Genomic DNA, 21,755 nt, shown 5'->3' on the forward strand with positions numbered 1-21,755 from the left:
ACCTCCAATGCAGCCTGACCTGCCCCCCGCATTCCATCGAGGAGACCGCAATGCCTTTGACCGACCTGCAACACGTCCCCGGCGCCAGCGCCGCACCTGCCGACACTGCCGGTTTCGTGTTCAACCACACCATGCTGCGCGTCAAGGATGCGCAGCGTTCGCTGGATTTCTACACGCGCGTGCTGGGCTTCCGCTTGCTGGACGCACGTGATTTTCCGGATGCGCAGTTCAGCCTGTACTTCCTGGCCCTGCTGCCCGACGACACCGCCATCCCCGACGACGATGCAGCGCGTCGGCTGTGGATGGCCGGCATCCCCGGCGTGCTCGAACTCACCCACAACCACGGCACCGAAACCCAGGACGGCCCGGTCTACCACGACGGCAACAGCGACCCGCGCGGCTTCGGCCACATCTGCATCTCGGTGCCCGACATCCACGCCGCTTGCGCACGTTTCGACAGCCTCAACGTGCCGTACCAGAAACGCCTGGAAGACGGCCGCATGAAGCACCTGGCCTTCATCAAGGACCCCGACGGCTACTGGGTGGAGATCATTTCCAATACGCCGCTGGTGTAATACTTAGCAAAATGCCCGGGTTCCCGGGCATTTTTGTTTCAGACACATGCGCTGTCTGTATTTCGCTTTCGAGCAGGGTATGTCGGCAGAGAATACCCACCCAGTTGGATGCGCGCAGCGCGCTTACAGCGGCTAACGCAACCTAGCGCGCAGTCATCAGGTGGGTGCGGACGGCGCGCTCAGAGCCGGAACGTACGAGTGGCACATACCGATTCCGAGCACCGGCCGCGCCCGCCTGACGGCGGCGCAATAGTTTTGGTAGCTCTTATCTAGATGCAGGCGCCATCCTGCGGCATGACGCGTTGCCTCAGTTGGAGGTGGCAACTGCTTCTCTATCCGGGAACCACTGCGGTAACTGCTCGGCAAATTTTGCGGCGCATTCCTCGCTGTAGGCCTGCGCGGCCTGCTTGACCAGCGCGTAGTCGTTTGCCTCCCACTCCTCGAGCGATGCGGTGCGCGGTGTGGGCGCGCAGTCCAGATTGACCGGACTCGCCTTGCGCTTCAACAGTCCGGAGCGTTCACCGCCGATCGTCACCGCGTAGCGCAGCTCGTAGGGCGACTTGGTATCGGCCAGGCTCTGGTAGACGAGCAGCCAGTCGGACATCAGGACCTGCAGCGGGAACGGTTCTGCCGGCAGTGCTGCCGGATGTCCGGTGAAGTAGCTCTTCAGGCGCGCATTGACCGCATCGCGCTGCAGTTGATAGCCGGGATTGCCCACGCCCTCCATCCTTTCGCCTTTCAGCTGCCCCTTGCCGAAGGCCGACACTGCGACGCCGCGTGTGAACAGGCTGGTGGCGATCTGCAGGCCCACCACTGCCCCGGTGTGCCCGCGCCGCACCACGCGCAACATTTCGTCGCCGTTGGGCAGGCCGTTGGACCCCACGCGCATGCTGGCATGCAACGGCAGCTGCAACGCCCAATCCGCCGATGGTGCAATGGCTGCGTCGGCATCGCCCTGCGTCTGTGCGGAGGGCTGTTGCTCTTTCTCGGCGACCGACAGCGTGCCGGCAACTGCAGCCGCGGCATAGGTCGTTGCCGTCGAAAAATCGCCGTTGGCAAATGCGGGCACCACTGCCACCGCCTCGGCACCACGGGTGGCGGTACAGAACGCGCTGGAGGCACGCATCTGCACTTCATGAAATGCGATGCCGTTGACTTGATGCACGGCCGCATCCTGGCCGTACTGCGCAACCAGCCTGGCAACGATGGCGTCCTGCTCGACAGGCTGCTGGCCGCAGACCTTGGCCGCAGCGATGCGCGACCAGGCGAACTGCAGCGCCGGATCCCACCCCATCGCGTCTTCGCCAACGAAGCCGTGGTCGTAGTGATAGGCATAGATGGCCGGGTCGATGTCCTGCAAGGTCATGCCGCCCACGCCCGCATAACCGGGCGGCACATCGCTGGCCATTGCGGCGCCGCTCAGCGCCGAGATCGCCACTGCAATTAATGCTTTCATGGATTCCTTCCCCTGGAGAGCGTCGCATTGCGTGTCCCCCACGCAATGCGACATGGCACTGTCAGATCGCGCGGACAGCGATCAACGGCACAGTGCTTTGGTCCATCAGACAACGGTCCGCAGTCGGCTAGAACGCTCAGTTGCGAACTTAGTGTGAGCGCATCATGCGCAATTGGCAGTCGGGGCGGTCCCCACAGCTGTAGGGACGGCCCCGGAAGTGACGCTTATCTACGCATGCAGCAGCCCGCCGTGACTGCGCTGCCACTCGCGCGGCGGGCGCAGCGCCGCAAGCGTGCGGACCAACTCGCGATAGGTGGCGGCCAACTGCGCGAACAGACCCGCATCGCTGTAACGCGTGTCGGCCACTTCGAAATACGCGCCGCGGCCCAACGCGATGAAGTAGTCGACGCTGAGCCGCCGGCGCTGCGCAATCCCGGGAAACAGGCCTGCAATCAGCAGGCATTGATCTCCGATGTCGCGCAATGCATCGGCCCGCAGACTGCCGATCTGGTCGTGCGCGTGCAACCAGGCCAGGGCCTGCGTGCGCGAAAACAGCTGCGCATCGCGCTGCAGGCGCAGCAACACGAAAACCAGATAGTGCTCGCGCGATTCGTCCAGCGGCTGCGCAATCCGCTGCCCCGCCTCACGTACCAACGCCTGCCACAATTCCGCCGGCGCGCCCTGTTTGAAAGACTCGTGCATACGTCCTCCTGCGTGATGGGACCCTCGCAGGAAGCGTATGCATAACCTGGGCCATCACGTTGGCAGCCGGAGCGGCAGTCTGCCAAACTTGGCTTGCTGCGGCACCGGCAGCGACCCGGGCGCGTTGCGAAACACGCCTCCACGCGGCCACCGGGCGATACCGACGCGGGGCCCCAGCAACGCCACCGATGTCCGCACGCTGCAGGCAATCGCGACAAAGAAACAGGGCGGGCAGTCGTTGGGCATGCGCACCGAGCCACAGCGCATGCAGGGAGATGCCGCACCCGGCGGCCGCGACGCTGATCGCGGCGAGCACAGCCCCCTCGATCGGCCGCGCTACTCCACCGTCACCGACTTGGCCAGGTTACGCGGCTTGTCCACATCCGTGCCGCGCGCCAGTGCGGTGTGGTAGGCCAGCAACTGCACCGGGATGGTGTGGATCACCGGCGACAGCACGCCGGCGTGGCGCGGGGTGCGGATCACGTGCACGCCTTCGGACTCGCTGAAGTGGCTGTCCTGGTCGGCGAACACGAACAGCTCGCCGCCACGGGCGCGCACTTCCTGCATGTTGGATTTGACCTTTTCCAGCAGGCGATCGTTCGGCGCAATCACCACCACCGGCATCGCCGCGTCCACCAGGGCCAGCGGGCCGTGCTTCAACTCGCCGGCCGGATACGCCTCGGCGTGGATATAGGAGATTTCCTTGAGCTTGAGCGCGCCTTCCAGCGCGATCGGGTAATGCAGGCCGCGGCCGAGAAACAATGCGTTTTCCTTGGCCGAAAAACGCTCGGCCCAGGCCATGATCTGCGGCTCCAGATTCAGCGCGTGCTGCACGCTGCCCGGCAGGAAGCGCAGCTGCTCCAGATACTCCGCTTCTTCGGCCTCGCTGATGCGCCCCTGCAACTTGCCCAGCACCATGGTGAGCTGGAACAACACCGCCAGCTGGGTGGTGAACGCCTTGGTCGAGGCCACGCCGATCTCGGCGCCGGCACGTGTGTAGCAGACCAGTTCGCTGGCGCGCGGAATCGCGCTTTCGGGCACGTTGCAGATCGACAAGGTGTGCAGGTGCCCCAGCGATTTGGCGTATTTCAGCGCCTCCATCGTGTCCAGCGTTTCGCCGGACTGGGAGATGGTGACGATCAGATGCCTGGGATTGGCATACGCGGCGCGGTAGCGGTATTCGCTGGCGATCTCCACGCTGCATGGCAGCCCGGCGATGGCTTCGATCCAGTAGCGCGCGGTCATGCCGGCGTAGTAGCTGGTGCCGCAGGCCAGGATCTGCACGCCGTCGATGTCGCGCAACACCGCTTCGGCATTGGCGCCGAACAATGACGCAGGGAAGCCCTTGGCGTCGATCGCCGCCTCGATGGTATCGGCCAGCGCACGCGGCTGCTCGTGGATCTCCTTCTGCATGAAGTGGCGGAATGGGCCCAGTTCCAACGATGCCAGCGACACGTCCGACAGATGCAGCGGGCGTTCGACCGGGGCGTCGTTGCCATCGAAGATGCGCACGCCATCGCGGCGCAGGTCGGCGGTGTCGCCCTCTTCCAGGAAGATCACCTGGCGGGTGGCCTGCACGATGGCCGAGACATCGGAGGCGACGAAGTTCTCGCCCTCGCCCACGCCGATCAGCAGCGGGCAGCCCATGCGCGCGCAGACGAAGCGCTCCGGTTCGGCCTGGCTCATCACCGCCAGCGCATAGGCACCGGTGAGCTCCTTGACGGTGCGCTGCAGCGCGGTCAACAGGTCGCCTGCGCTGCCCAGATGGTGATGGATCAGGTGCGCGATCACTTCGGTATCGGTCTGCGACTCGAAGGTGTAGCCCAGCGCGCGCAGCTTCTCCCGCTGCTGTTCGTGGTTTTCGATGATGCCGTTGTGCACCAGTGCCACGCCGTCACTGATGTGCGGGTGCGCATTGGCCTCGGTGACGCCGCCATGGGTGGCCCAGCGGGTGTGGCCGATGCCCAGCGTCGCGCCGAACTGCTCGGCCTGCGCGGCCTGCGCCATCTCCGCCACGCGCCCGGTGCGGCGCACGCGGCGTACCTGCGCGCCATCGAGCACGGCGATGCCGGAGGAATCGTAGCCGCGGTACTCAAGGCGCTTGAGTCCTTCGATCAGGACCGGGACCACATCGCGCCCGGCGATCGCTCCGACAATGCCGCACATAGGACAACCCTTGAGGACGAAGCCGGGCATTTTAGCGTGTCCGCTCTTGTCCGCTGCATGACCGTGCCCGGACAGCGTGTCCGCGCCGGTGTCCGCGGACACTGCGGACACCGGCCACGAACGTCTAAAAGCGATTTTATTCAACGACTTGGAGGTTGGCACAGACCCTGCTTTATCACCGTCACGCCACCGAGCCAGCCGACCATGATTCGCGATACCTCCGCCCAGGACCAGGTTCTCCGTACACCCGCCCAGAGCGCGCCATGGCGCCGCTGGCTATGGCCCGGCATCGCGGTGGTCGCGGTATTGGCCGGCATCGGCTGGGCAGTCACCGCGTGGAGCGCCGGCAGCCGCTCGTTCGATGCCAGCCGGGTGCGGATCGCCACGGTCAGCCAGGGCGACCTGGTGCGCGACATCGCCGCCGACGGGCGCGTCATCGCCGCCAACAGCCCGGTGCTGTACGCCATCTCGGCCGGCACGGTGACGCTGAGCGTGGTGGCCGGCGACGTGGTCAAGCAGGGCCAGGAGCTGGCCCGTATCGACAGCCCGGAGCTGCGCAGCAAGCTGGCGCAGGAGCAGGCCACGCTGGCCGGGCTGGAAGCCGAGTCCAGCCGCGCCGCCCTGGACGCCACCCTGGCCCGCGCCACGGCCAGCAAGCTCACCGACCAGGCCAAGATCGACAAGCAGGCCGCCGCGCGCGACCTGGAGCGCTACCAGCGCGGCTACGATGGCGGCGCGGTGCCACAGGTGGAACTGGCCAAGGCGCAGGACACCTTGAAGAAGACCGACATCGACCTGCAGCACGCCCAGCGGGATGCGTCGCTGAAGAGCCAGGGCGCGGACCTGGATTCGCGCAACAAGCGCCTGCTCGCCGACCGCCAGCGCGCGGTGGTGGCCGAGGTGCAGCGCCAGGTGGATGCGCTCACGCTGCTGTCGCCGTTCGATGGCCAGGTCGGCCAGGTGCAGGCGGTGCAGCACACCCAGGTCGCGGCGAACGCGCCGATCCTGGGCGTGGTGGACCTGTCCAAGTTCGAAGTGGAGATCAAGGTGCCGGAAAGTTTTGCGCGCGATCTGGCAATCGGCATGCCGGCGCAGCTCACCAGCGGCAGTGGCGAGCCGTTCCCGGGCGCGATCTCGGCGGTGTCGCCGGAAGTGGTCAATGGCGAAGTCACCGCGCGCATCCGCTTTGCCGACAAGCAGCCGCCGGGCCTGCGCCAGAGCCAGCGCATGAGCGCACGCGTGGTGATGGACACGCGCCGCAACGTGCTCAAGGTCGAGCGCGGCCCGTTCGTCGAACAGTCCGGCGGCAGCTACGCCTATGTGATGGATGGCAACACCGCGGTGCGCCGTCCGGTGCGCATGGGTGTCAGCAGCCTGGGCGAGGTGCAGGTGCTGTCCGGGCTGCAGGTCGGCGACCGCGTGGTGGTCTCCGGTGCAGACAACTTCGGGGATGCACCGCGCGTCACCGTTCACTAAAGGCGGCCAGCACCTGCTGCGCAGCCGTCAGGCTGCTCGCCACGGTTTGTCAGCCACTCTCACTCTCTTTCGCACACACCTTCTTCGTAAAGGAATCGGCAATGCTCAAGATGCAATCGGTCTCCAAGGTCTTCCGCACCGAACAGGTGGAAACGCACGCGCTGCGCTCGCTGGACCTGCATGTGCGCGAAGGCGAATTCGTTGCGGTCACCGGCCCCTCCGGCTCGGGCAAGACCACCTTCCTCAACCTGGCCGGGCTGCTGGAGACCTTCACCAGCGGGCAGTACCTGCTCGACGGCGAAGACGTCAGCCACCTGTCCGACGACGCGCGTTCGCGCTTGCGCAACCGCAAGATCGGTTTCATCTTCCAGGGCTTCAATCTGATTCCCGATCTCAACCTGTTCGACAACGTCGATGTGCCGCTGCGCTATCGCGGCATGGCCGCGGCCGAGCGCAAGCAGCGCATCGAAGAAGCCTTGACCAAGGTCGGCCTGGGCTCGCGCTTGAAGCACTACCCCACCGAGCTGTCCGGTGGCCAGCAGCAGCGTGCCGCCATCGCGCGTGCGCTGGCCGGCAGCCCGCGCCTGTTGCTGGCCGACGAACCCACCGGCAACCTGGACTCGCAGATGGCACGCGGGGTGATGGAACTGCTGGAAGAGATCAACAGCCAGGGCACCACCATCGTCATGGTCACCCACGACCCGGAACTGGCCGCACGCGCGCAGCGCAACGTGCATATCGTCGACGGCCAGGCCACCGACCTGGAACGCAACCCCACCCTGATGCGCGCGCGCGACAGCGCCGCCACCCTGGCCGAGTAAGAGGCACATCCATGTTCGGCTACTACTTCAATCTTGCCTTACGCAGCTTCCGCCGCAACAAGGTGCTCACCGCGCTGATGGTGCTGGCCATCGCGCTCGGCATCGGCGCCAGCATGACCACATTGACGGTGTTCTATGTGCTGTCGGGCGATCCGATTCCGCAGAAGAGCGACCGGTTGTTCTATGTACAAGTCGATGCGCAACCGAAGTCCGGCTATCAACCGGGAGAAGATCCCGACTATCAGTCCACCCGCTTCGACGCTGAAACACTGCTGCGCGAAAAGCGCGCCGTGCGCCAGGCAATGATGACAGGCGGGAACGTGGCGATCGAACCACAGCGAAGTGGGCTGAGCCCGTTCAAGCTGGAATCACGTTTCACTTCAGCAGATTTTTTCCCAATGTTCGACACACCGTTTCTTTACGGCCAGGGCTGGTCAAGTGCCAGCGACGAGCGACATGAACGCGTTGTGGTAATCAGCAGGTCGCTGAACGACAAGCTGTTTGACGGAGGTAATAGCGTCGGGCGCGACCTGCGCATCGACAAGAACACCTTCCGGATCGTCGGCGTCTTGGATGCATGGAAGCTCAATCCACGTTTTTACGACATCACCGACACCTATGGTTCCAACGAACAACTCTACGTGCCCTTCAGCGTTGCGATGGACTTGAAGATGACCCATGCCGGCGGAACCAACTGCTACGGCAAGGTCGAGGGTGGTGATTCCACCGCACTCAATGCGCCCTGCAGCTGGGTGCAGTACTGGGTGGAACTTGAGAACGCCAAGCAGGCAAGCGACTACAAGGCCTACCTGGAGAACTACTCCGATCAGCAACGCGCCTCCGGACGTTTCACGCGGCCGAACAATGTGCGCCTGCGCAATGTGATGGAATGGCTGGATCACAACAAGGTCGTTCCCAGCGATGTCCGCCTGCAGCTTTGGCTGGCGATGGGCTTTCTGCTGGTGTGTCTGCTCAACACCGTGGGGCTGCTGTTGGCGAAGTTCCTGCGCCGCAGCGGAGAGATCGGAGTGCGCCGTGCACTCGGAGCATCGCGAGGCGCGATCTTTGCGCAATGCCTGGTGGAGGCGGGAACCATCGGCCTGGTCGGCGGCATCTGCGGACTGGCTTTGGCGTGGCTGGGGTTGTGGGCCGTACGCCAGCAGCCGGTGGACTATGCGGCACTGGCGCACCTGGACATCAGCATGTTGCTGCTGACGTTCGCGATCGCGCTCGCCGCGAGCCTGATCGCCGGCATATTGCCGTCGTGGCGCGCCATCCAGGTCGCCCCCGCGTTGCAGCTCAAATCCTCCTGATCCTTTTGCCCTCCGCAATGCGGAGCGCCACGCCCATCCATCGAAGGTCAGCCCCATGGACATCCGCCCTATCGTTTCCACCCTCCGCCGCCACAAGACCGCAGCCGCACTGATCGTGCTGGAGATCGCCCTGGCCTGCGCCATCATCTGCAATTCGCTGTTCCTGATCGGCAACCGTGTGGAAACCCTCCATCGCGCCAGCGGCATCGCAGAACAGGAATTGCTCAGCATCAGGCTGGATGGCATCGGGACGCAGACAAATGCAGACGTCCGTACCCAGGAGGACCTTGCGGCATTGCGCGCTGTTCCCGGTGTGCGCAGCGCGGCCATCACCAACCAGGTTCCGTTCGTCAGCTACTCGTCCAACACCGGACTGACCTTGACCGCAGAACAGGAGCGCCCGACGCTCAACGCCGCGCAGTATCTGGTCAGCGAAGGCAGCCTCAAAACGCTGGGCCTTCAACTGACCGCCGGGCGCGACTTCACACCAGAGGAATACATCAGCCAGCAAAAGGCGGACAACGACGACAACGTCCGCAAGAAAGGCGCCGCTATCATTTTGACGCAAGCTGCTGCAGACAAGATGTTCCCGGACCACAGTGCGCTCGGCAAGACCATCTACTCCGGTGACGTCCCGTTACGGGTCGTTGGGATCGTGCATACGCTGGCGCGCCCGAACAACGTCAATGGGCTGGATCAAAAGGATTATTCGATGATGCTGCCGATCCGTCCTCCTTATAACGAGGGACAGTACATCCTGCGCGTGACCGATCCGTTGCGGCGGCAGGAAATACTGCAGGCGGCGGTGGCAGCCTTGATGAAGCTGGACAACAGCCGGTTGGTGCTGAAGCAGCAGACCTACGAGGATATTCGCGACGAGTATTTCCAGAACGATCGCGCAATGATCTGGCTACTTGGCGCAGTGTGCATCGCGCTACTGATCGTCACCGCGCTGGGCATCGTGGGCCTGGCCAGCTTCTGGGTGCAGCAGCGTACCAAGCAGATCGGCATTCGCCGCGCACTGGGCGCCACACGCGGCCAGATCCTGCGCTATTTCCAGATCGAGAACTTTCTGCTCGCCTCGGTCGGTATCGTGCTGGGCATGCTGCTGGCTTACTCGATCAATATCTGGCTGATGGCCCGCTACGAATTGCCGCGCCTGCCGGTGATCTACCTGCCGATCGGCGCGCTCACGCTGTGGGTACTGGGCCAGATCGCGGTGTTCTGGCCCGCACGTCGCGCGGCGCTGGTACCGCCGGCAGTCGCCACGCGCAGCGCCTGAGCTGGCCATGGGACGCTGCCTCAAGCCCACCACACCCTTGGGCCCGGCGCTGCCGGGCACTGGTCCGCTGCGCATGCCGACAAACCGCGATGCTTCCCTACCAAGGACCTTCTCCCTATGCATTCGATCGTCCATCCCCGCAGCGTCGCCGGTGTATTCGCCATCGCTGCGATGATCGGTACGCTGCATGCCGGCAGTAGCGCCTGCGCGCGTGCTGCCACGCAGACCACTAGCGAGGTGACCGAGCGCACCGTGCTGCGCATCGACGATCATCAACTGCGCTGGCGCCACAACGCACAGACGCTGGTGCTGACCGCCACAGCCGCCGGCCTGCTGGTCACGCAGGCCAGCGACATACCGGCACTGCAGCTGCGCAAAGGCGACCAGCTGCGCGCAGCCGATGGCCGTAGCATCGCAACCGTGGAAGATCTGCTGCACGTCCTGCGCGCTGCGGCCGGCCGACCAGTGCAGGTCCAGGTGGCACGCGGGCAGGCACGGATGGGCCTGACCTGGACCGCAGCGACGTATGCGCCGCTGCTTCCGCCGCTGGCGCCTGCGCCACCCGCCTCGCCACAACAGGTGCGGTAGCCCTCGCTTGCGACCGGAGTACATGCTGGCCTGTCGCACGAGCAACCACTACGCCGGGGCACTGCGCAGCTGCAACGTCCGTTGCCATCGACACCGGCTTGCGCCGTATGCTGTGGCGAGCGCTTTCTCCCCCGACACCTTTCGCCTTCCGAGCACCGCGATGCCGCAAATCCTGATCATCGACGACAACAACGCTGTGGCCACCGCGCTGGAGGTGCTGTTTTCCCTGCACGACATCGAAGCGCGGCATGCGTCATCGCCGCAGGCCGGATTGGCGCTGCTGGACGAACAGGTGTTCGACCTGGTGATCCAGGACATGAACTTCACCGCCGACACCACCTCCGGCGAAGAAGGCGAGGCGCTGTTTACCCAGATCCGCCAGCGCCACCCCGACCTGCCGGTGATCCTGCTCACTGCCTGGACCCACCTTGGTAGCGCGGTGGGTCTGGTCAAGGCCGGCGCCGCCGATTACATCGCCAAACCATGGGACGACACCAAGCTGCTCACCACGGTCAACAACCTGCTGGAGCTGTCCGAAGCGCGGCGCGAGCTCGCGCGCCGCCGCGAACGCGAGCACCGTGGTCGCGAGCAACTGACACAGCGCTACGATCTGCGCGGCGCGGTGTTCGCCGACCCCGCCAGCGAACGCGCCATCGCGCTCGCCTGCCAGGTCGCACGCTCGGAGTTGCCGGTCCTGATCACCGGCCCCAACGGCAGCGGCAAGGAGAAGATCGCCGAGATCATCCAGGCCAATTCGGCCAACAAGCGTGGCCCCTTCATCGCGCTCAACTGCGGCGCCCTGCCGGGTGAATTGATCGAGGCGGAATTGTTCGGTGCCGAAGCCGGCGCCTACACCGGTGCCAACAAGGCGCGCGAAGGCAAGTTCGAAGCGGCCGATGGCGGCACCCTGTTCCTGGACGAGGTCGGCAACCTGCCGCTGGCGGGCCAGATGAAACTGCTGCGCGTGCTGGAAACCGGTCGCTACGAGCGGCTGGGCTCCAACCGCGAACGCCACGCCAAGGTGCGCGTGATCAGCGCCACCAATGCCGACCTGCCATCGATGATCCGCGACGGCAGCTTCCGCGAGGACCTGTACTACCGTCTCAACACGGTGGAAATCGCGCTGCCTGCCCTGGCCGAGCGTCCGGGCGATATCGCGCCATTGGCCGATCACTTCCTGGCGGGCGGCAAGCCCCTGTCTGCACAGGCGCGCGATGCGCTGCAGCGACACGCCTGGCCGGGCAATGTGCGCGAGCTGCGCAACGTGCTGCAGCGTGCGGCGCTGCTCGCACAAGGCGCGCGTATCGAAGCCAGCGATCTGAACCTTCCGCGCGCCGCCGCGCCACGGCCGGCGGCGGCTGTTGCCGGCGAGCCGGATCGCGCACGCATCGAACAGGCCTTGGCGCGCGCGCAAGGCGTGATCGCACAGGCCGCCGCCGAACTGGGAATGAGCCGACAGGCGCTCTACCGGCGTATGGACCGTTACGGCATCAGATCGGAATGACTCCGCGCATGTGGCATCGCTCCTTCACGTTCACCCTGTTTCTCAGGCTGTTGCCGGTACTTGCACTGGCCGCCGCCCTGCCGTGGTTCATGGCGTACTGGCTAGACCACGGCTGGCAGGTCGCTGCAATGTCGGTCGTCGTTGTGCTGGCCGCGATGTGGTTCAGCCTCAACCGCGCCACCGCACCGATGCGCTCGCTGTTCCGTGCGCTGGCCGGCACCACCAGCAGCTACCGCGATGGCGAGTACAACTTCGGCGTGTACTGGCGCGGCACCGACGAACTGGCGCAACTGGTGCAGGCGCATTCGGAACTTGGCGATGTGCTGCGCGCGCAGCGACGCGACCTGGTGCAACGCGAGTTGATGCTCGACACCATGCTGCAGAACACACCGGTGGCGATGCTGCTGGTGGTGGCCGGTGGCGATGGCGTGCGCCGCATCGGCTTTTCCAACAACGCCGCACGCAAGCTGCTGCACGATGGCCGCAAGCTCGAAGGCCAGCACCTGGACGACGTACTGGCGCGCATGCCCGGCGAACTGCGCGATGCGCTGGCCCGCGGCGGCGATTGCCTGTTTGCGGTCCGCGAGGACGGCGATGACGAAGACGACGAGCAGATCTATCACCTGTCACGCCGCAGTTTCCATCTCAACGGACGCGGTCACGAGCTGCTGCTGATCCGCACCCTCACCACCGAACTGCGGCGCCAGGAAGTGCAGACCTGGAAGAAGGTCATCCGGGTGATCAGCCATGAATTGAACAACTCGCTCGCGCCGATCGCCTCGCTGGCGCATTCCGGTGCCGAGTTGCTGCGCCGCGAACGCACCGACCGGCTCGGCACGGTGTTCGAGACCATCGAAGAACGCGCACGTCATCTGGAAGGCTTCATCCGCGGCTACGCCCGCTTTGCCAAGTTGCCGCAGCCACAGTTGCAGACCATCGAATGGGCACCGTTCCTGGAGCGTTTGCGGCAGCAGATTCCGTTTCAGCTGCAGGGCGCACTGAACGATGTCTCCAGCCGCATCGATGCCGCGCAGATCGAGCAGGCGCTGCTCAACCTGCTCAAGAACGCGCACGAAGCCTGCAGCGAAGCACAGCCGCCCAACAGCGATGTCGCCGTGCGCGTCACGCGTGTGCCGCAATGGCTGCGGATCGAAGTGCTGGACCGCGGCAACGGCATGAACGAGGCCGTGCTGCATAACGCACTGATGCCGTTCTACTCGACCAAGCGCAATGGCACCGGGCTCGGGCTTGCGCTCACCCGCGAGATCGCCGAAGCACACGGCGGGCGCATCTCCCTGCATAACCGCGAACACGGCGGGTTGTGCGTCACCTTGCTGCTGCCGGCGGCGGTGGCCGGCTAGTTGCCGCGCACCGTCCCGCGCTCTTGGATCCGCGGTTGTTTCAACGCACCGCAGGCATCGTCGGCACCGCTGGTGCGGGTGGCGGCGATGGCGCCGTAATAGCCGGCTCCCACGGTGTTGTCGACGAACTGCCCGCCTTGCGACGGACATTCGCCATCGGGCTTGATCCAGTCCGAAAACGCCGCGTACTTGCCGGCCCGGACGAAACGGTTGGACGCCACGTAGGTGTTGTCGGAGGCATCGCGGGTACGCACGGCATCACCGTTGACGTCGGTGAAGGTATTGCCTTCGATGCGGTTGCCGGAGGAGTGGCGCGCCAGGTAGACCGCGTGCACGAAACCCGAGGTCCGGGTGTCGTTTTCGATCGACGCGAAGCGATTGCGTTCGATGCGGTTGTCGCGCGAGTTTTGCAGGCGGATCGCCGCGAACGAATAGGCGGCCTCACTGCTGCTGCCGTGGACCCCGCCGATCCGCTCGAAGGTCATGTTGCGGATGATGTTGCCGCTGTTGCCGTCCGCGCTGCGCTTGCTGCTGCCCAGGTCCATCGCCATCCAGTAATTGCTGACCTTCAACCCGGTGAAGGTCAGCCGGGTGGCTACATCGCCGCCGCCCTTCAGCGTGAACCAGGTCGCGCCACCGCGCCCGTCGAACCACGGTGGCGTGGCAGCGTCGGGCGCGGCGATGAAGCGAATGGGCGCCCCGTTGGTGAACGTCCATTGCACCGACTGCCGCAGATACGTGCCTGCAGCGATCACCACGTCCACCGCACCGCTGGGCCGCTGCTCCAATAACCGCTGCTGGGCGGCCGCCAGACTCCGCAACGCGGTCGTTGCGCTGGTGCCTGCCGCCGCATCGTTGCCGTCCGGCGCCAGATACAGCCGGTAGGTCTGCGCATGGGCCGCAGCTGGCAACACTGCCGCCAATAGCAGCAGCCATGCCACCAGCAACACGCAACGCGGCGTTCGCATCGTGCACCTCCTGAGCCATCGTGACGGGCATAGCCTATGCATGGCATCGCTTTACAGCAGCTGTGCGCGCTGCAGCGACATGCAGGCAGGCTACTTCTTGGTCGGGCGTTGCCAGCCTTCGACCACGGTCTGACGCGCACGCGTGACGCTGAGCTGCCCGGCAGGCGCATCGCGGGTGATCACCGAGCCTGCGCCAATGGTGGCCATGGCGCCGATCTCGATCGGTGCCACCAGTGCGCTGTTGGAACCGACAAAGGCGCCATCGCCGATGCTGGTCTGCGACTTGTTCACTCCATCGTAGTTGCAGGTGATGGTGCCGGCACCGATGTTGACCTTGCTGCCGATCACCGCATCGCCCAGGTAGGTCAGATGGTTGGCTTTGCTGCCCATGCCCATCGTGACCTTCTTGGTCTCGACAAAGTTGCCGATATGCACGCCATCGGCCAGCACGGTGCCAGGACGCAGCCGCGCGAACGGACCGATCTGCACCGCCCCTTCCGTCACCACGCCTTCCAGATCGCAATGTGCGCGTACCTGCGTACCGGCGCCGAGCGTCACATCGCGCAGGCGCACGAACGGACCGATCACCACGCCATCGCCCAGCGTCACATTGCCTTCCAGGATCACATCGATATCCAGCTGCACGTCACTGCCCACGCTCACCGTGCCGCGCTGCTCCACGCGCGCCGGGTCGGCCATGCGCACGCCCTGCAGGCAGAGCGCACGGGCGGCACGCAGCTGCCAGGCGCGTTCCAGCTGCGCCAGTTGCCAGGGGTCGTTGGCGCCTTCCACATCCTGCACGTCGGCCACATGCACCATGTCGGCCGGGGTGAAATCGGCTGCGGCGCTGGCAAACACGTCGGTGAGATAGAACTCGCCCTGCGCATTCTCGTTGGACAGGCCGGCCAGCCAGCGGCGCAGCGCCGTGGACTCGGCAGTGAGGATGCCGGTGTTGATGGTGCGGATGCGGCGCTGCTCGTCGTTGGCATCCTTCTGCTCGACGATCGCGGCGACCTTGCCCTCGGCATCGCGCAGGATGCGGCCGTAGCCGGTGGGATTGGGCACATCGGCCACCAGCACCGCCATGCGCCCGGGTGCGTGCAGCAGCTGCAGCAGGTCCTGGGACTGGATCAGCGGCACATCGCCGTACAGCACCAGCACCGTGGCCGCATCCGGAATCGCATCCATCGCCTGCTGCACTGCATGCCCGGTGCCCAGTTGCTGCCGTTGCTCGGCCCAGTGCAGATCGCTCTGCGCGGCAAACGCCGCCTGCACCTGCTCGCCGCCGTGCCCGTGCACCACATGGATCGCTGCCGGCTGCAGCTGCCGCGCCGTGGCGATCACATGTGCCAGCATCGGCTGGCCCGCCAGCGGCTGCAGCACCTTGGGCAGGGACGAGCGCATGCGCTTGCCCTCGCCCGCGGCCAGGATCACGACGTGCAGGGGCAGAGTCATCGAAGCGTTCCAGAACATGGGAGAGCCAAATTCTAGTCGCTGTCCAAGCAGTGCGTCGTGTCCTGCCTGCAGCATGCGCGACGATGACACTTTTCAAGCGCCGCTGCCGTTAGCATGAGCGCCCTTCCACGATGACACGGCCTGCATGAGTCTGTTCCGCCAAGGCAGCCAATTCATGATCATTGGCGCCCTGCAGCTGGCGGTGGACTGCGGCATCTTCATCGCCGCCACCGCGGCCGGCATGCCGGCCGTGCCTGCCAATCTGCTCGGGCGGATCAGCGGCGCGGTGCTGGGCTTCTGGCTCAACGGCCGCTACACCTTTGCCCAGGAAGGCGGCGCACGTCTGGGCTGGCCGCGTTTTCGCCGCTTTGCGCTGATGTGGCTGGCGCTGACACTCATCAGCACATGGCTGCTGTCGGCAACGGTGGATCTGGTCGGCCTGCGCCAGGCCTGGCTGGCCAAACCGCTGGTGGAAGGCGGCCTGGCGATCGTGTCATTTTTCCTGGGCCGGCACGTGGTGTATCGCTGAGCGAGCGTCCCTGAGCCCGGGCAGTGTCGGAGCCGGCGCGTATCAGTGGCAGAAATCGCCCAGGCTTCTCACCAGTGCCGCACGATGCAGCGCGTCCAGCTGCCATTGCGCGGCGTAATGGGCCGCCGCACGCGCGGTGCTGGTCGCGCATTGCGGCGCTGTACGTGCCGGCGCGACCTCGGCCAGTGCGTCGAGCAATTGACCTTGCAGTTGATCCAGACGCGTGCGCAGGATCGCCAGATCCGGACGCGCGGTGTCCGGCGCGCGTCCGCGTTCGCGCCAGTGGTGCAACAACGCGTATTGCACCGCCTTGTTGGCCTCGATCTGCGCAGCAAAGAAGCGCGCCGCATCGTCGGCATCCAGTCCATGCGCAGGCGCCTGCTCGCGTACGCTCTGCAGCACCGCCGCCTCGCGGGTCTGGTCCAGCACCGGCTTGCCGCTGTCCCACTTGCTCAGCGCCACCGCATCGCCGATGGCATTGCGTTGCACGATGCGATCCAGCAGCGGATCCAGCGGCGGCTGGCTGCGGGCCGGCAGCGCGCACCCCAGCATCGCCACGGCCAGCAGGCCGCTCAGCGCATAACTACGAAAGCCATCGATCGTGCGGGTCATCGGGTGTTCCTCGACGTGCGTGAGTGAGAGGCCGCGCCGCCTGCAACCGGCGGCATGGCACAAGGCAGGCAGTGTGCCTGCTGTGCCCAGGCATGGAGGCGGCGCCACGCACGCGCAGCTCCAGAAACGAAAACGCCGACCCTGAGGTCGGCGTTTCCAGTCCACACCGGCGTGCGGCGCTGCATCGGGTATCACGTCTGCGTGCGCTAGCAAATGCGCGCACGCCCGCGTGCTTAATGCTTGAGGTTGCGACGCAGGCGTTCCAGTGCTTGCAGCTGCACGGTCGCCTCGGCCAGCCGACGCTGCGCATCGGCCACATCCACCGTGTCGCCACGGTTGGCCAGCAGACGCTCGGCCTCTTCCTTGACCTTGCGCACGGCAGCTTCGTCGATGTCCTGCGCGCGCACCGCGGTGTCGACCAGCACGGTCACCACCTGCGGCTGCACTTCCAGGATGCCGCCGGAAATGGCGAAGTCCAGCTGTTCGCCGCTGGCGGTGGTGACCACCACCTTGCCCGGCTTCAGGCGCGTGATCAGCGGTGCGTGCTTGGGCGCGATGCCCAGCTCACCCAACTCGCCGGTAGCCACGACCAGCGTCGCCTCGCCGTGGAAGATTTCCTTCTCGGCGCTGACGATGTCGCAACGGATAGTGCTCATGGTGCCTCACTCTGTGAGGCGGGGATTGAGGATTGGGGATTGGGGATTGGCAACAGCGGCGTTCACCGTCGTTCCCATCCTCATCCACCGTCCCAATCACCGCCGTACCAAATCCCGAATCCCGAATGCCAAATCCCGGCTCTTACGCCTTGGCGCTCATCTTGTTGGCTTTCTCGACGGCTTCTTCGATGCTGCCGACCATGTAGAACGCCTGCTCCGGCAGGTGGTCGTACTCGCCGTCGCAGATCGCCTTGAAGCCGCGGATGGTGTCCTTCAGCGAGACGTACTTGCCCGGCGAGCCGGTGAACACTTCGGCCACGTGGAAGGGCTGGCTGAAGAAGCGCTCGATCTTGCGTGCGCGCGACACCGACTGCTTGTCTTCTTCGCTCAGCTCGTCCATGCCCAGGATCGCGATGATGTCCTTCAGTTCCTTGTACTTCTGCAAGGTCTGCTGGACGCGCTGGGCGGTGTCGTAATGCTCGGTGCCGATCACCAGCGGGTCCATCTGGCGGCTGGTGGAATCCAGCGGATCCACCGCCGGGTAGATACCCAGCGAAGCGATGTTACGGCTCAGCGTGACGGTGGAGTCCAGGTGGGCGAAGGTGGTCGCCGGCGACGGGTCGGTCAGGTCGTCCGCAGGCACGTACACGGCCTGGATCGAGGTGATCGAACCGCTCTTGGTCGAGGTGATGCGCTCCTGCAACACGCCCATTTCCTCGGCCAGGGTCGGCTGGTAGCCCACTGCCGACGGCATGCGGCCGAGCAGCGCGGACACTTCGGTACCGGCCAGCGTGTAGCGGTAGATGTTGTCCACGAACAACAGCACGTCCTTGCCCTTGCCGTTCTCGTCCTTTTCGTCGCGGAAGTACTCGGCCATGGTCAGGCCGGTCAGCGCAACGCGCAGACGGTTGCCCGGCGGCTCGTTCATCTGGCCGTACACCATCGCGACCTTGTCCAGCACGTTGGAGTCTTTCATCTCGTGGTAGAAATCGTTGCCCTCACGGGTACGCTCGCCCACGCCGGCAAACACGGACAGACCCGAGTGCGCCTTGGCGATGTTGTTGATCAGTTCCATCATGTTGACGGTCTTGCCGACGCCGGCGCCGCCGAACAGGCCGACCTTGCCGCCCTTGGCGAACGGGCACATCAGGTCGATGACCTTGATGCCGGTTTCCAGCAGCTCGGTGCTGGAGGACTGGTCTTCATACGACGGCGCAGCGCGATGGATTTCCCAATGGTCCGAAGCCTGCACGTCGCCGGCCTCGTCGATCGGACGACCCAGCACGTCCATGATGCGGCCCAGCGTCCCGGCACCGACCGGCACCGAAATCGCGCGCTCGGTGTTGGTGGCCAGCAGGTTGCGCTTCAGGCCGTCGGTGGAGCCGAGCGCAATCGTGCGCACCACGCCATCGCCGAGCTGCTGCTGCACTTCCAGGGTGATTTCGGTGCCTTCGACCTTCAACGCGTGATAGACCTTCGGCACTTCATTGCGCTGGAATTCGACGTCGACGACCGCGCCGATGATCTGAACGATCTTGCCCTGACTCATTTTGCTGCTCCGGTTAGCTTTGTTCTGTCCGAGTGGCAGATGCCATCTCGTGGAATTTTGTGATTTGGGATTCGTGATTGGGGATTCGCAAGGGCGCAGTTCGCTGCGCTCCTACCAATCCCGAATCCCCAATCCCGGCCGTGCTTATACCGCGGCCGCGCCGCTGACGATTTCCGAAATTTCCTGGGTGATCGCCGCCTGACGCGCCTTGTTGTAGACCAGTTGCAAGGTGCCGATCATCTTGTTGGCGTTGTCGCTGGCGGCCTTCATCGCCACCATGCGCGCAGCATGTTCGGAGGCCACGTTTTCCAGCACGGCCTGGTACACCAGCGACTCGATGTAACGCGTCATCACGTGCTCCAGCACGGTCGCGGCATCGGGTTCGTACAGGTAATCCCAATCGTGGTGCGCCACCTTGTGCTCGGCGGCCGGCAGCGGCAGCAGCTGATCGAAGCTGGCCTTCTGCGTCATCGTGTTCACGAAGCGGTTGTAGACCAGATACACGCGGTCCACCCTGCCCTCGACGAAGGCATCCAGCATCACCTTGATCACACCGATCAACTGCTCGATCTGCGGACTGTCGCCCAGATGGGTGACGCTGCCGACCATGTTGACCTTGATACGACGGAAGAACGCCGAAGCCTTCTGGCCGATGGTCACCACGTCGATCTCGGCACCCTTGTCCTGCCACGGGCGCACTTCGCCCAGCATCCTGCGGAACAGGTTGTTGTTCAGGCCGCCGGCCAGGCCGCGGTCGGAAGAGATCACGATGTAACCGACCCGCTTGACCTGCTCGCGCTCGACCAGGAACGGATGCTGGTAATCGGTGCTGGCCTGCGCCAGATGCCCGATCACCTGCTTCATCGCCTGCGCGTACGGACGCGAGGTCTTCATACGGTCCTGCGCCTTGCGGATCTTGGAGGCCGAGACCATTTCGAGCGCGCGCGTCACCTTGCGGGTGTTCTGCACGCTCTTGATCTTGGTTTTGATTTCGCGTCCGCCTGCCATACTCGCTCGCTTCGATGGTGGGATTCGAGATGGGTGATTCGGGATTGGCCAAAGCCGCCGACGTCACCTCACCCACAAACCCCGAGTACCTGAATCTGGAGATCCGAACTGGTGATCCTGGGCGTTCAAGCCCTCAGATCACCGCTTCTACGAATCCCGAATGCCCAATCCCGACTCCCGGCGCTGTTACCAGCTGCCCGTGGTCTTGAACTCTTCGATGCCCTTCTTGAAGGCAGCTTCGATGTCGTTGTCCCAGCCGCCGGTGCTGTTGATCTTGGAGACCAGCTCACCCTGGGTGTTGGCGAAGTGCGCGTGCAGGCCTTCTTCGAACGCCAGCAGCTTGTTGACCGGCACTTCGTCGAGGTAGCCCTCGTTGACGGCATAGATCGACAGCGCCTGGTTGGCGATGGACATCGGCGCGTACTGCTTCTGCTTCATCAGCTCGGTGACGCGCTGACCGCGCTCGAGCTGCTTACGGGTGGCTTCGTCCAGGTCCGAGGCGAACTGCGCGAACGCGGCCAGCTCACGGTACTGCGCCAGCGAGATACGGATGCCGCCGGACAGCTTCTTGATGATCTTGGTCTGGGCCGCACCACCGACGCGCGACACCGAGATGCCGGCGTTCACGGCCGGGCGGATGCCGGCGTTGAACAGGTCGGTTTCCAGGAAGATCTGGCCGTCGGTGATCGAGATCACGTTGGTCGGCACAAACGCGGACACGTCGCCGGCCTGCGTTTCGATGATCGGCAGCGCGGTCAGCGAACCGGTCTTGCCGGTCACCGCACCGTTGGTGAACTTCTCCACATACTCCTCGGACACGCGTGCAGCGCGCTCGAGCAGGCGGGAGTGCAGATAGAACACGTCGCCCGGATAGGCTTCGCGGCCCGGCGGGCGCTTGAGCAGCAGCGAGATCTGGCGGTAGGCCACGGCCTGCTTGGACAGATCGTCGTACACGATCAGCGCGTCTTCGCCGCGGTCCATGAAGTACTCGCCCATGGTGCAGCCGGCATACGGGCTGATGTACTGCATCGCGGCCGATTCGGACGCGGTCGCAGCCACCACCACGGTGTGCGCCAGCGCGCCGTTCTCTTCGAGCTTGCGCACGATGTTGGCAACGGTCGAGGCCTTCTGGCCGATCGCCACGTACACGCACTTGATGCCGGTGCCCTTCTGGTTGATCACCGCATCGATCGCCAGCGCGGTCTTGCCGGTCTGGCGGTCACCGATGACCAGCTCGCGCTGGCCGCGGCCGATCGGGATCATCGCATCGACCGACTTGTAGCCGGTCTGCACCGGCTGGTCGACCGACTTGCGCCAGATCACGCCGGGCGCAACGCGCTCCACCGGTGCGGTCTGGGTGGCGCCCAGCGGGCCCTTGCCATCGATCGGCTCACCCAGCGCGTTGACCACGCGACCGAGCAGTTCCGGACCGACCGGCACTTCCAGGATGCGGCCGGTGGTCTTGGCCACGTCGCCTTCGCGCAGGTTCTCGTAATCGCCCAGCACCACGGCGCCGACCGAATCGCGCTCCAGGTTCAGTGCGAGCGCGAAGGTGTTGTTCGGCAGTTCGATCATTTCGCCCTGCATCACGTCGGCCAGGCCGAAGATGCGCACGATGCCGTCGGACACGCTGGTCACGGAGCCTTCGTTGCGCGACTCTGCGGACAGCTTGACCGCCTCGATGCGGGTCTTGATCAGGTCGCTGATTTCGGAGGGGTTGAGCGTGGTTGCCAT

General features: G+C 65.1%; 19 protein-coding genes and 1 other RNA gene. 9 read left to right on the top strand and 11 right to left on the bottom strand.

What is annotated here, in order from left to right; all coding sequences use genetic code 11:
* Positions 1-50 precede the first annotated feature (50 nt).
* Complete coding sequence (gloA, locus tag DGN21_RS16855) at positions 51-575, top strand: lactoylglutathione lyase (protein ID WP_126966617.1); 525 nt, start codon at positions 51-53, stop codon at positions 573-575.
* Between the two features lie 130 nt (positions 576-705).
* Here gloA and DGN21_RS16860 read toward each other — a convergent pair.
* The 4 genes from DGN21_RS16860 to glmS all read right to left on the bottom strand — a co-directional run bounded on the left by DGN21_RS16860 (position 706) and on the right by glmS (position 4,899).
* Positions 706-782, bottom strand: a non-coding RNA gene (locus DGN21_RS16860) — sX9 sRNA.
* A 100-nt stretch (positions 783-882) separates the two neighbouring features.
* Entirely contained in the window at positions 883-2,031 is a 1,149-nt protein-coding gene (locus DGN21_RS16865; protein ID WP_126966616.1) for a hypothetical protein, read from the bottom strand.
* Positions 2,032-2,259: 228 nt separating this feature from the next.
* Positions 2,260-2,733 (bottom strand): hypothetical protein, encoded by a 474-nt coding sequence (locus tag DGN21_RS16870; RefSeq protein ID WP_024938393.1) that lies wholly within the window; start codon positions 2,731-2,733, stop codon positions 2,260-2,262.
* 336 nt (positions 2,734-3,069) lie between these two features.
* Positions 3,070-4,899: a glutamine--fructose-6-phosphate transaminase (isomerizing) gene (glmS, locus tag DGN21_RS16875; protein ID WP_102580587.1), complete on the bottom strand. Its 1,830-nt coding sequence runs from the start codon at positions 4,897-4,899 to the stop codon at positions 3,070-3,072.
* Positions 4,900-5,103: 204 nt separating this feature from the next.
* On the opposite strand from glmS, the gene DGN21_RS16880 reads away from it, so the two are divergent.
* From DGN21_RS16880 to DGN21_RS16910, 7 genes are all read left to right on the top strand, one after another.
* On the top strand, positions 5,104-6,375 hold the full coding sequence (locus tag DGN21_RS16880; protein ID WP_039814569.1) for an efflux RND transporter periplasmic adaptor subunit: 1,272 nt from the start codon (positions 5,104-5,106) through the stop codon (positions 6,373-6,375).
* Positions 6,376-6,476: 101 nt separating this feature from the next.
* Positions 6,477-7,196, top strand: coding sequence for an ABC transporter ATP-binding protein (locus tag DGN21_RS16885; RefSeq protein WP_065032892.1), 720 nt, complete (start codon positions 6,477-6,479; stop codon positions 7,194-7,196).
* Between the two features lie 11 nt (positions 7,197-7,207).
* Positions 7,208-8,509 (top strand): ABC transporter permease, encoded by a 1,302-nt coding sequence (locus tag DGN21_RS16890; protein ID WP_126966615.1) that lies wholly within the window; start codon positions 7,208-7,210, stop codon positions 8,507-8,509.
* Positions 8,510-8,564: 55 nt separating this feature from the next.
* Entirely contained in the window at positions 8,565-9,791 is a 1,227-nt protein-coding gene (locus DGN21_RS16895; protein WP_126966614.1) for an FtsX-like permease family protein, read from the top strand.
* 117 nt (positions 9,792-9,908) lie between these two features.
* Positions 9,909-10,379: a PDZ domain-containing protein gene (locus tag DGN21_RS16900; RefSeq protein WP_237474933.1), complete on the top strand. Its 471-nt coding sequence runs from the start codon at positions 9,909-9,911 to the stop codon at positions 10,377-10,379.
* A gap of 160 nt (positions 10,380-10,539) precedes the next feature.
* Positions 10,540-11,883, top strand: a complete 1,344-nt coding sequence (locus DGN21_RS16905) for a sigma-54 dependent transcriptional regulator (protein WP_126966613.1) — start codon at positions 10,540-10,542, stop codon at positions 11,881-11,883.
* A gap of 8 nt (positions 11,884-11,891) precedes the next feature.
* Complete coding sequence (locus tag DGN21_RS16910; protein ID WP_126966612.1) at positions 11,892-13,244, top strand: HAMP domain-containing sensor histidine kinase; 1,353 nt, start codon at positions 11,892-11,894, stop codon at positions 13,242-13,244.
* Here DGN21_RS16910 and DGN21_RS16915 read toward each other — a convergent pair.
* Positions 13,241-14,212, bottom strand: a complete 972-nt coding sequence (locus DGN21_RS16915; RefSeq protein WP_126966611.1) for a right-handed parallel beta-helix repeat-containing protein — start codon at positions 14,210-14,212, stop codon at positions 13,241-13,243. The two genes, DGN21_RS16910 and DGN21_RS16915, sit on opposite strands and share 4 nt — an antisense overlap.
* A gap of 90 nt (positions 14,213-14,302) precedes the next feature.
* Complete coding sequence (gene glmU / locus DGN21_RS16920) at positions 14,303-15,667, bottom strand: bifunctional UDP-N-acetylglucosamine diphosphorylase/glucosamine-1-phosphate N-acetyltransferase GlmU (RefSeq protein ID WP_215825006.1); 1,365 nt, start codon at positions 15,665-15,667, stop codon at positions 14,303-14,305.
* Between the two features lie 145 nt (positions 15,668-15,812).
* On the opposite strand from glmU, the gene DGN21_RS16925 reads away from it, so the two are divergent.
* Complete coding sequence (locus DGN21_RS16925) at positions 15,813-16,196, top strand: GtrA family protein (protein ID WP_016901007.1); 384 nt, start codon at positions 15,813-15,815, stop codon at positions 16,194-16,196.
* Positions 16,197-16,238: 42 nt separating this feature from the next.
* Here the strand turns inward: DGN21_RS16925 and DGN21_RS16930 are convergent, their stop codons facing one another.
* From DGN21_RS16930 to atpA, 5 genes are all read right to left on the bottom strand, one after another.
* A complete protein-coding gene (locus DGN21_RS16930; RefSeq protein WP_102251211.1) occupies positions 16,239-16,808 on the bottom strand; it encodes a chorismate mutase in 570 nt (189 codons plus the stop codon).
* Positions 16,809-17,041: 233 nt separating this feature from the next.
* Positions 17,042-17,464, bottom strand: coding sequence for a F0F1 ATP synthase subunit epsilon (locus DGN21_RS16935; RefSeq protein ID WP_024938404.1), 423 nt, complete (start codon positions 17,462-17,464; stop codon positions 17,042-17,044).
* A 142-nt stretch (positions 17,465-17,606) separates the two neighbouring features.
* Entirely contained in the window at positions 17,607-19,013 is a 1,407-nt protein-coding gene (atpD, locus tag DGN21_RS16940) for a F0F1 ATP synthase subunit beta (RefSeq protein WP_016901010.1), read from the bottom strand.
* A 144-nt stretch (positions 19,014-19,157) separates the two neighbouring features.
* Positions 19,158-20,021: a F0F1 ATP synthase subunit gamma gene (gene atpG, locus DGN21_RS16945; RefSeq protein WP_047129381.1), complete on the bottom strand. Its 864-nt coding sequence runs from the start codon at positions 20,019-20,021 to the stop codon at positions 19,158-19,160.
* A gap of 186 nt (positions 20,022-20,207) precedes the next feature.
* Positions 20,208-21,755, bottom strand: a complete 1,548-nt coding sequence (gene atpA, locus DGN21_RS16950) for a F0F1 ATP synthase subunit alpha (RefSeq protein ID WP_039525261.1) — start codon at positions 21,753-21,755, stop codon at positions 20,208-20,210.

The organism is Xanthomonas sp. MLO165, from assembly GCF_018831305.1.
GTDB lineage: Bacteria > Pseudomonadota > Gammaproteobacteria > Xanthomonadales > Xanthomonadaceae > Xanthomonas > Xanthomonas arboricola.

What these genes read in the sequence shown, in the direction of transcription:
- gloA (WP_126966617.1), top strand. Translation starts at nt 51, where the DNA reads ATGCCTTTGACCGACCTGCAACACGTCCCCGGCGCCAGCGCCGCACCT.
- DGN21_RS16865 (WP_126966616.1), bottom strand. Translation starts at nt 2,031, where the DNA reads ATGAAAGCATTAATTGCAGTGGCGATCTCGGCGCTGAGCGGCGCCGCA.
- DGN21_RS16870 (WP_024938393.1), bottom strand. Translation starts at nt 2,733, where the DNA reads ATGCACGAGTCTTTCAAACAGGGCGCGCCGGCGGAATTGTGGCAGGCG.
- glmS (WP_102580587.1), bottom strand. Translation starts at nt 4,899, where the DNA reads ATGTGCGGCATTGTCGGAGCGATCGCCGGGCGCGATGTGGTCCCGGTC.
- DGN21_RS16880 (WP_039814569.1), top strand. Translation starts at nt 5,104, where the DNA reads ATGATTCGCGATACCTCCGCCCAGGACCAGGTTCTCCGTACACCCGCC.
- DGN21_RS16885 (WP_065032892.1), top strand. Translation starts at nt 6,477, where the DNA reads ATGCTCAAGATGCAATCGGTCTCCAAGGTCTTCCGCACCGAACAGGTG.
- DGN21_RS16890 (WP_126966615.1), top strand. Translation starts at nt 7,208, where the DNA reads ATGTTCGGCTACTACTTCAATCTTGCCTTACGCAGCTTCCGCCGCAAC.
- DGN21_RS16895 (WP_126966614.1), top strand. Translation starts at nt 8,565, where the DNA reads ATGGACATCCGCCCTATCGTTTCCACCCTCCGCCGCCACAAGACCGCA.
- DGN21_RS16900 (WP_237474933.1), top strand. Translation starts at nt 9,909, where the DNA reads ATGCATTCGATCGTCCATCCCCGCAGCGTCGCCGGTGTATTCGCCATC.
- DGN21_RS16905 (WP_126966613.1), top strand. Translation starts at nt 10,540, where the DNA reads ATGCCGCAAATCCTGATCATCGACGACAACAACGCTGTGGCCACCGCG.
- DGN21_RS16910 (WP_126966612.1), top strand. Translation starts at nt 11,892, where the DNA reads ATGTGGCATCGCTCCTTCACGTTCACCCTGTTTCTCAGGCTGTTGCCG.
- DGN21_RS16915 (WP_126966611.1), bottom strand. Translation starts at nt 14,212, where the DNA reads ATGCGAACGCCGCGTTGCGTGTTGCTGGTGGCATGGCTGCTGCTATTG.
- glmU (WP_215825006.1), bottom strand. Translation starts at nt 15,667, where the DNA reads ATGACTCTGCCCCTGCACGTCGTGATCCTGGCCGCGGGCGAGGGCAAG.
- DGN21_RS16925 (WP_016901007.1), top strand. Translation starts at nt 15,813, where the DNA reads ATGAGTCTGTTCCGCCAAGGCAGCCAATTCATGATCATTGGCGCCCTG.
- DGN21_RS16930 (WP_102251211.1), bottom strand. Translation starts at nt 16,808, where the DNA reads ATGACCCGCACGATCGATGGCTTTCGTAGTTATGCGCTGAGCGGCCTG.
- DGN21_RS16935 (WP_024938404.1), bottom strand. Translation starts at nt 17,464, where the DNA reads ATGAGCACTATCCGTTGCGACATCGTCAGCGCCGAGAAGGAAATCTTC.
- atpD (WP_016901010.1), bottom strand. Translation starts at nt 19,013, where the DNA reads ATGAGTCAGGGCAAGATCGTTCAGATCATCGGCGCGGTCGTCGACGTC.
- atpG (WP_047129381.1), bottom strand. Translation starts at nt 20,021, where the DNA reads ATGGCAGGCGGACGCGAAATCAAAACCAAGATCAAGAGCGTGCAGAAC.
- atpA (WP_039525261.1), bottom strand. Translation starts at nt 21,755, where the DNA reads ATGGCAACCACGCTCAACCCCTCCGAAATCAGCGACCTGATCAAGACC.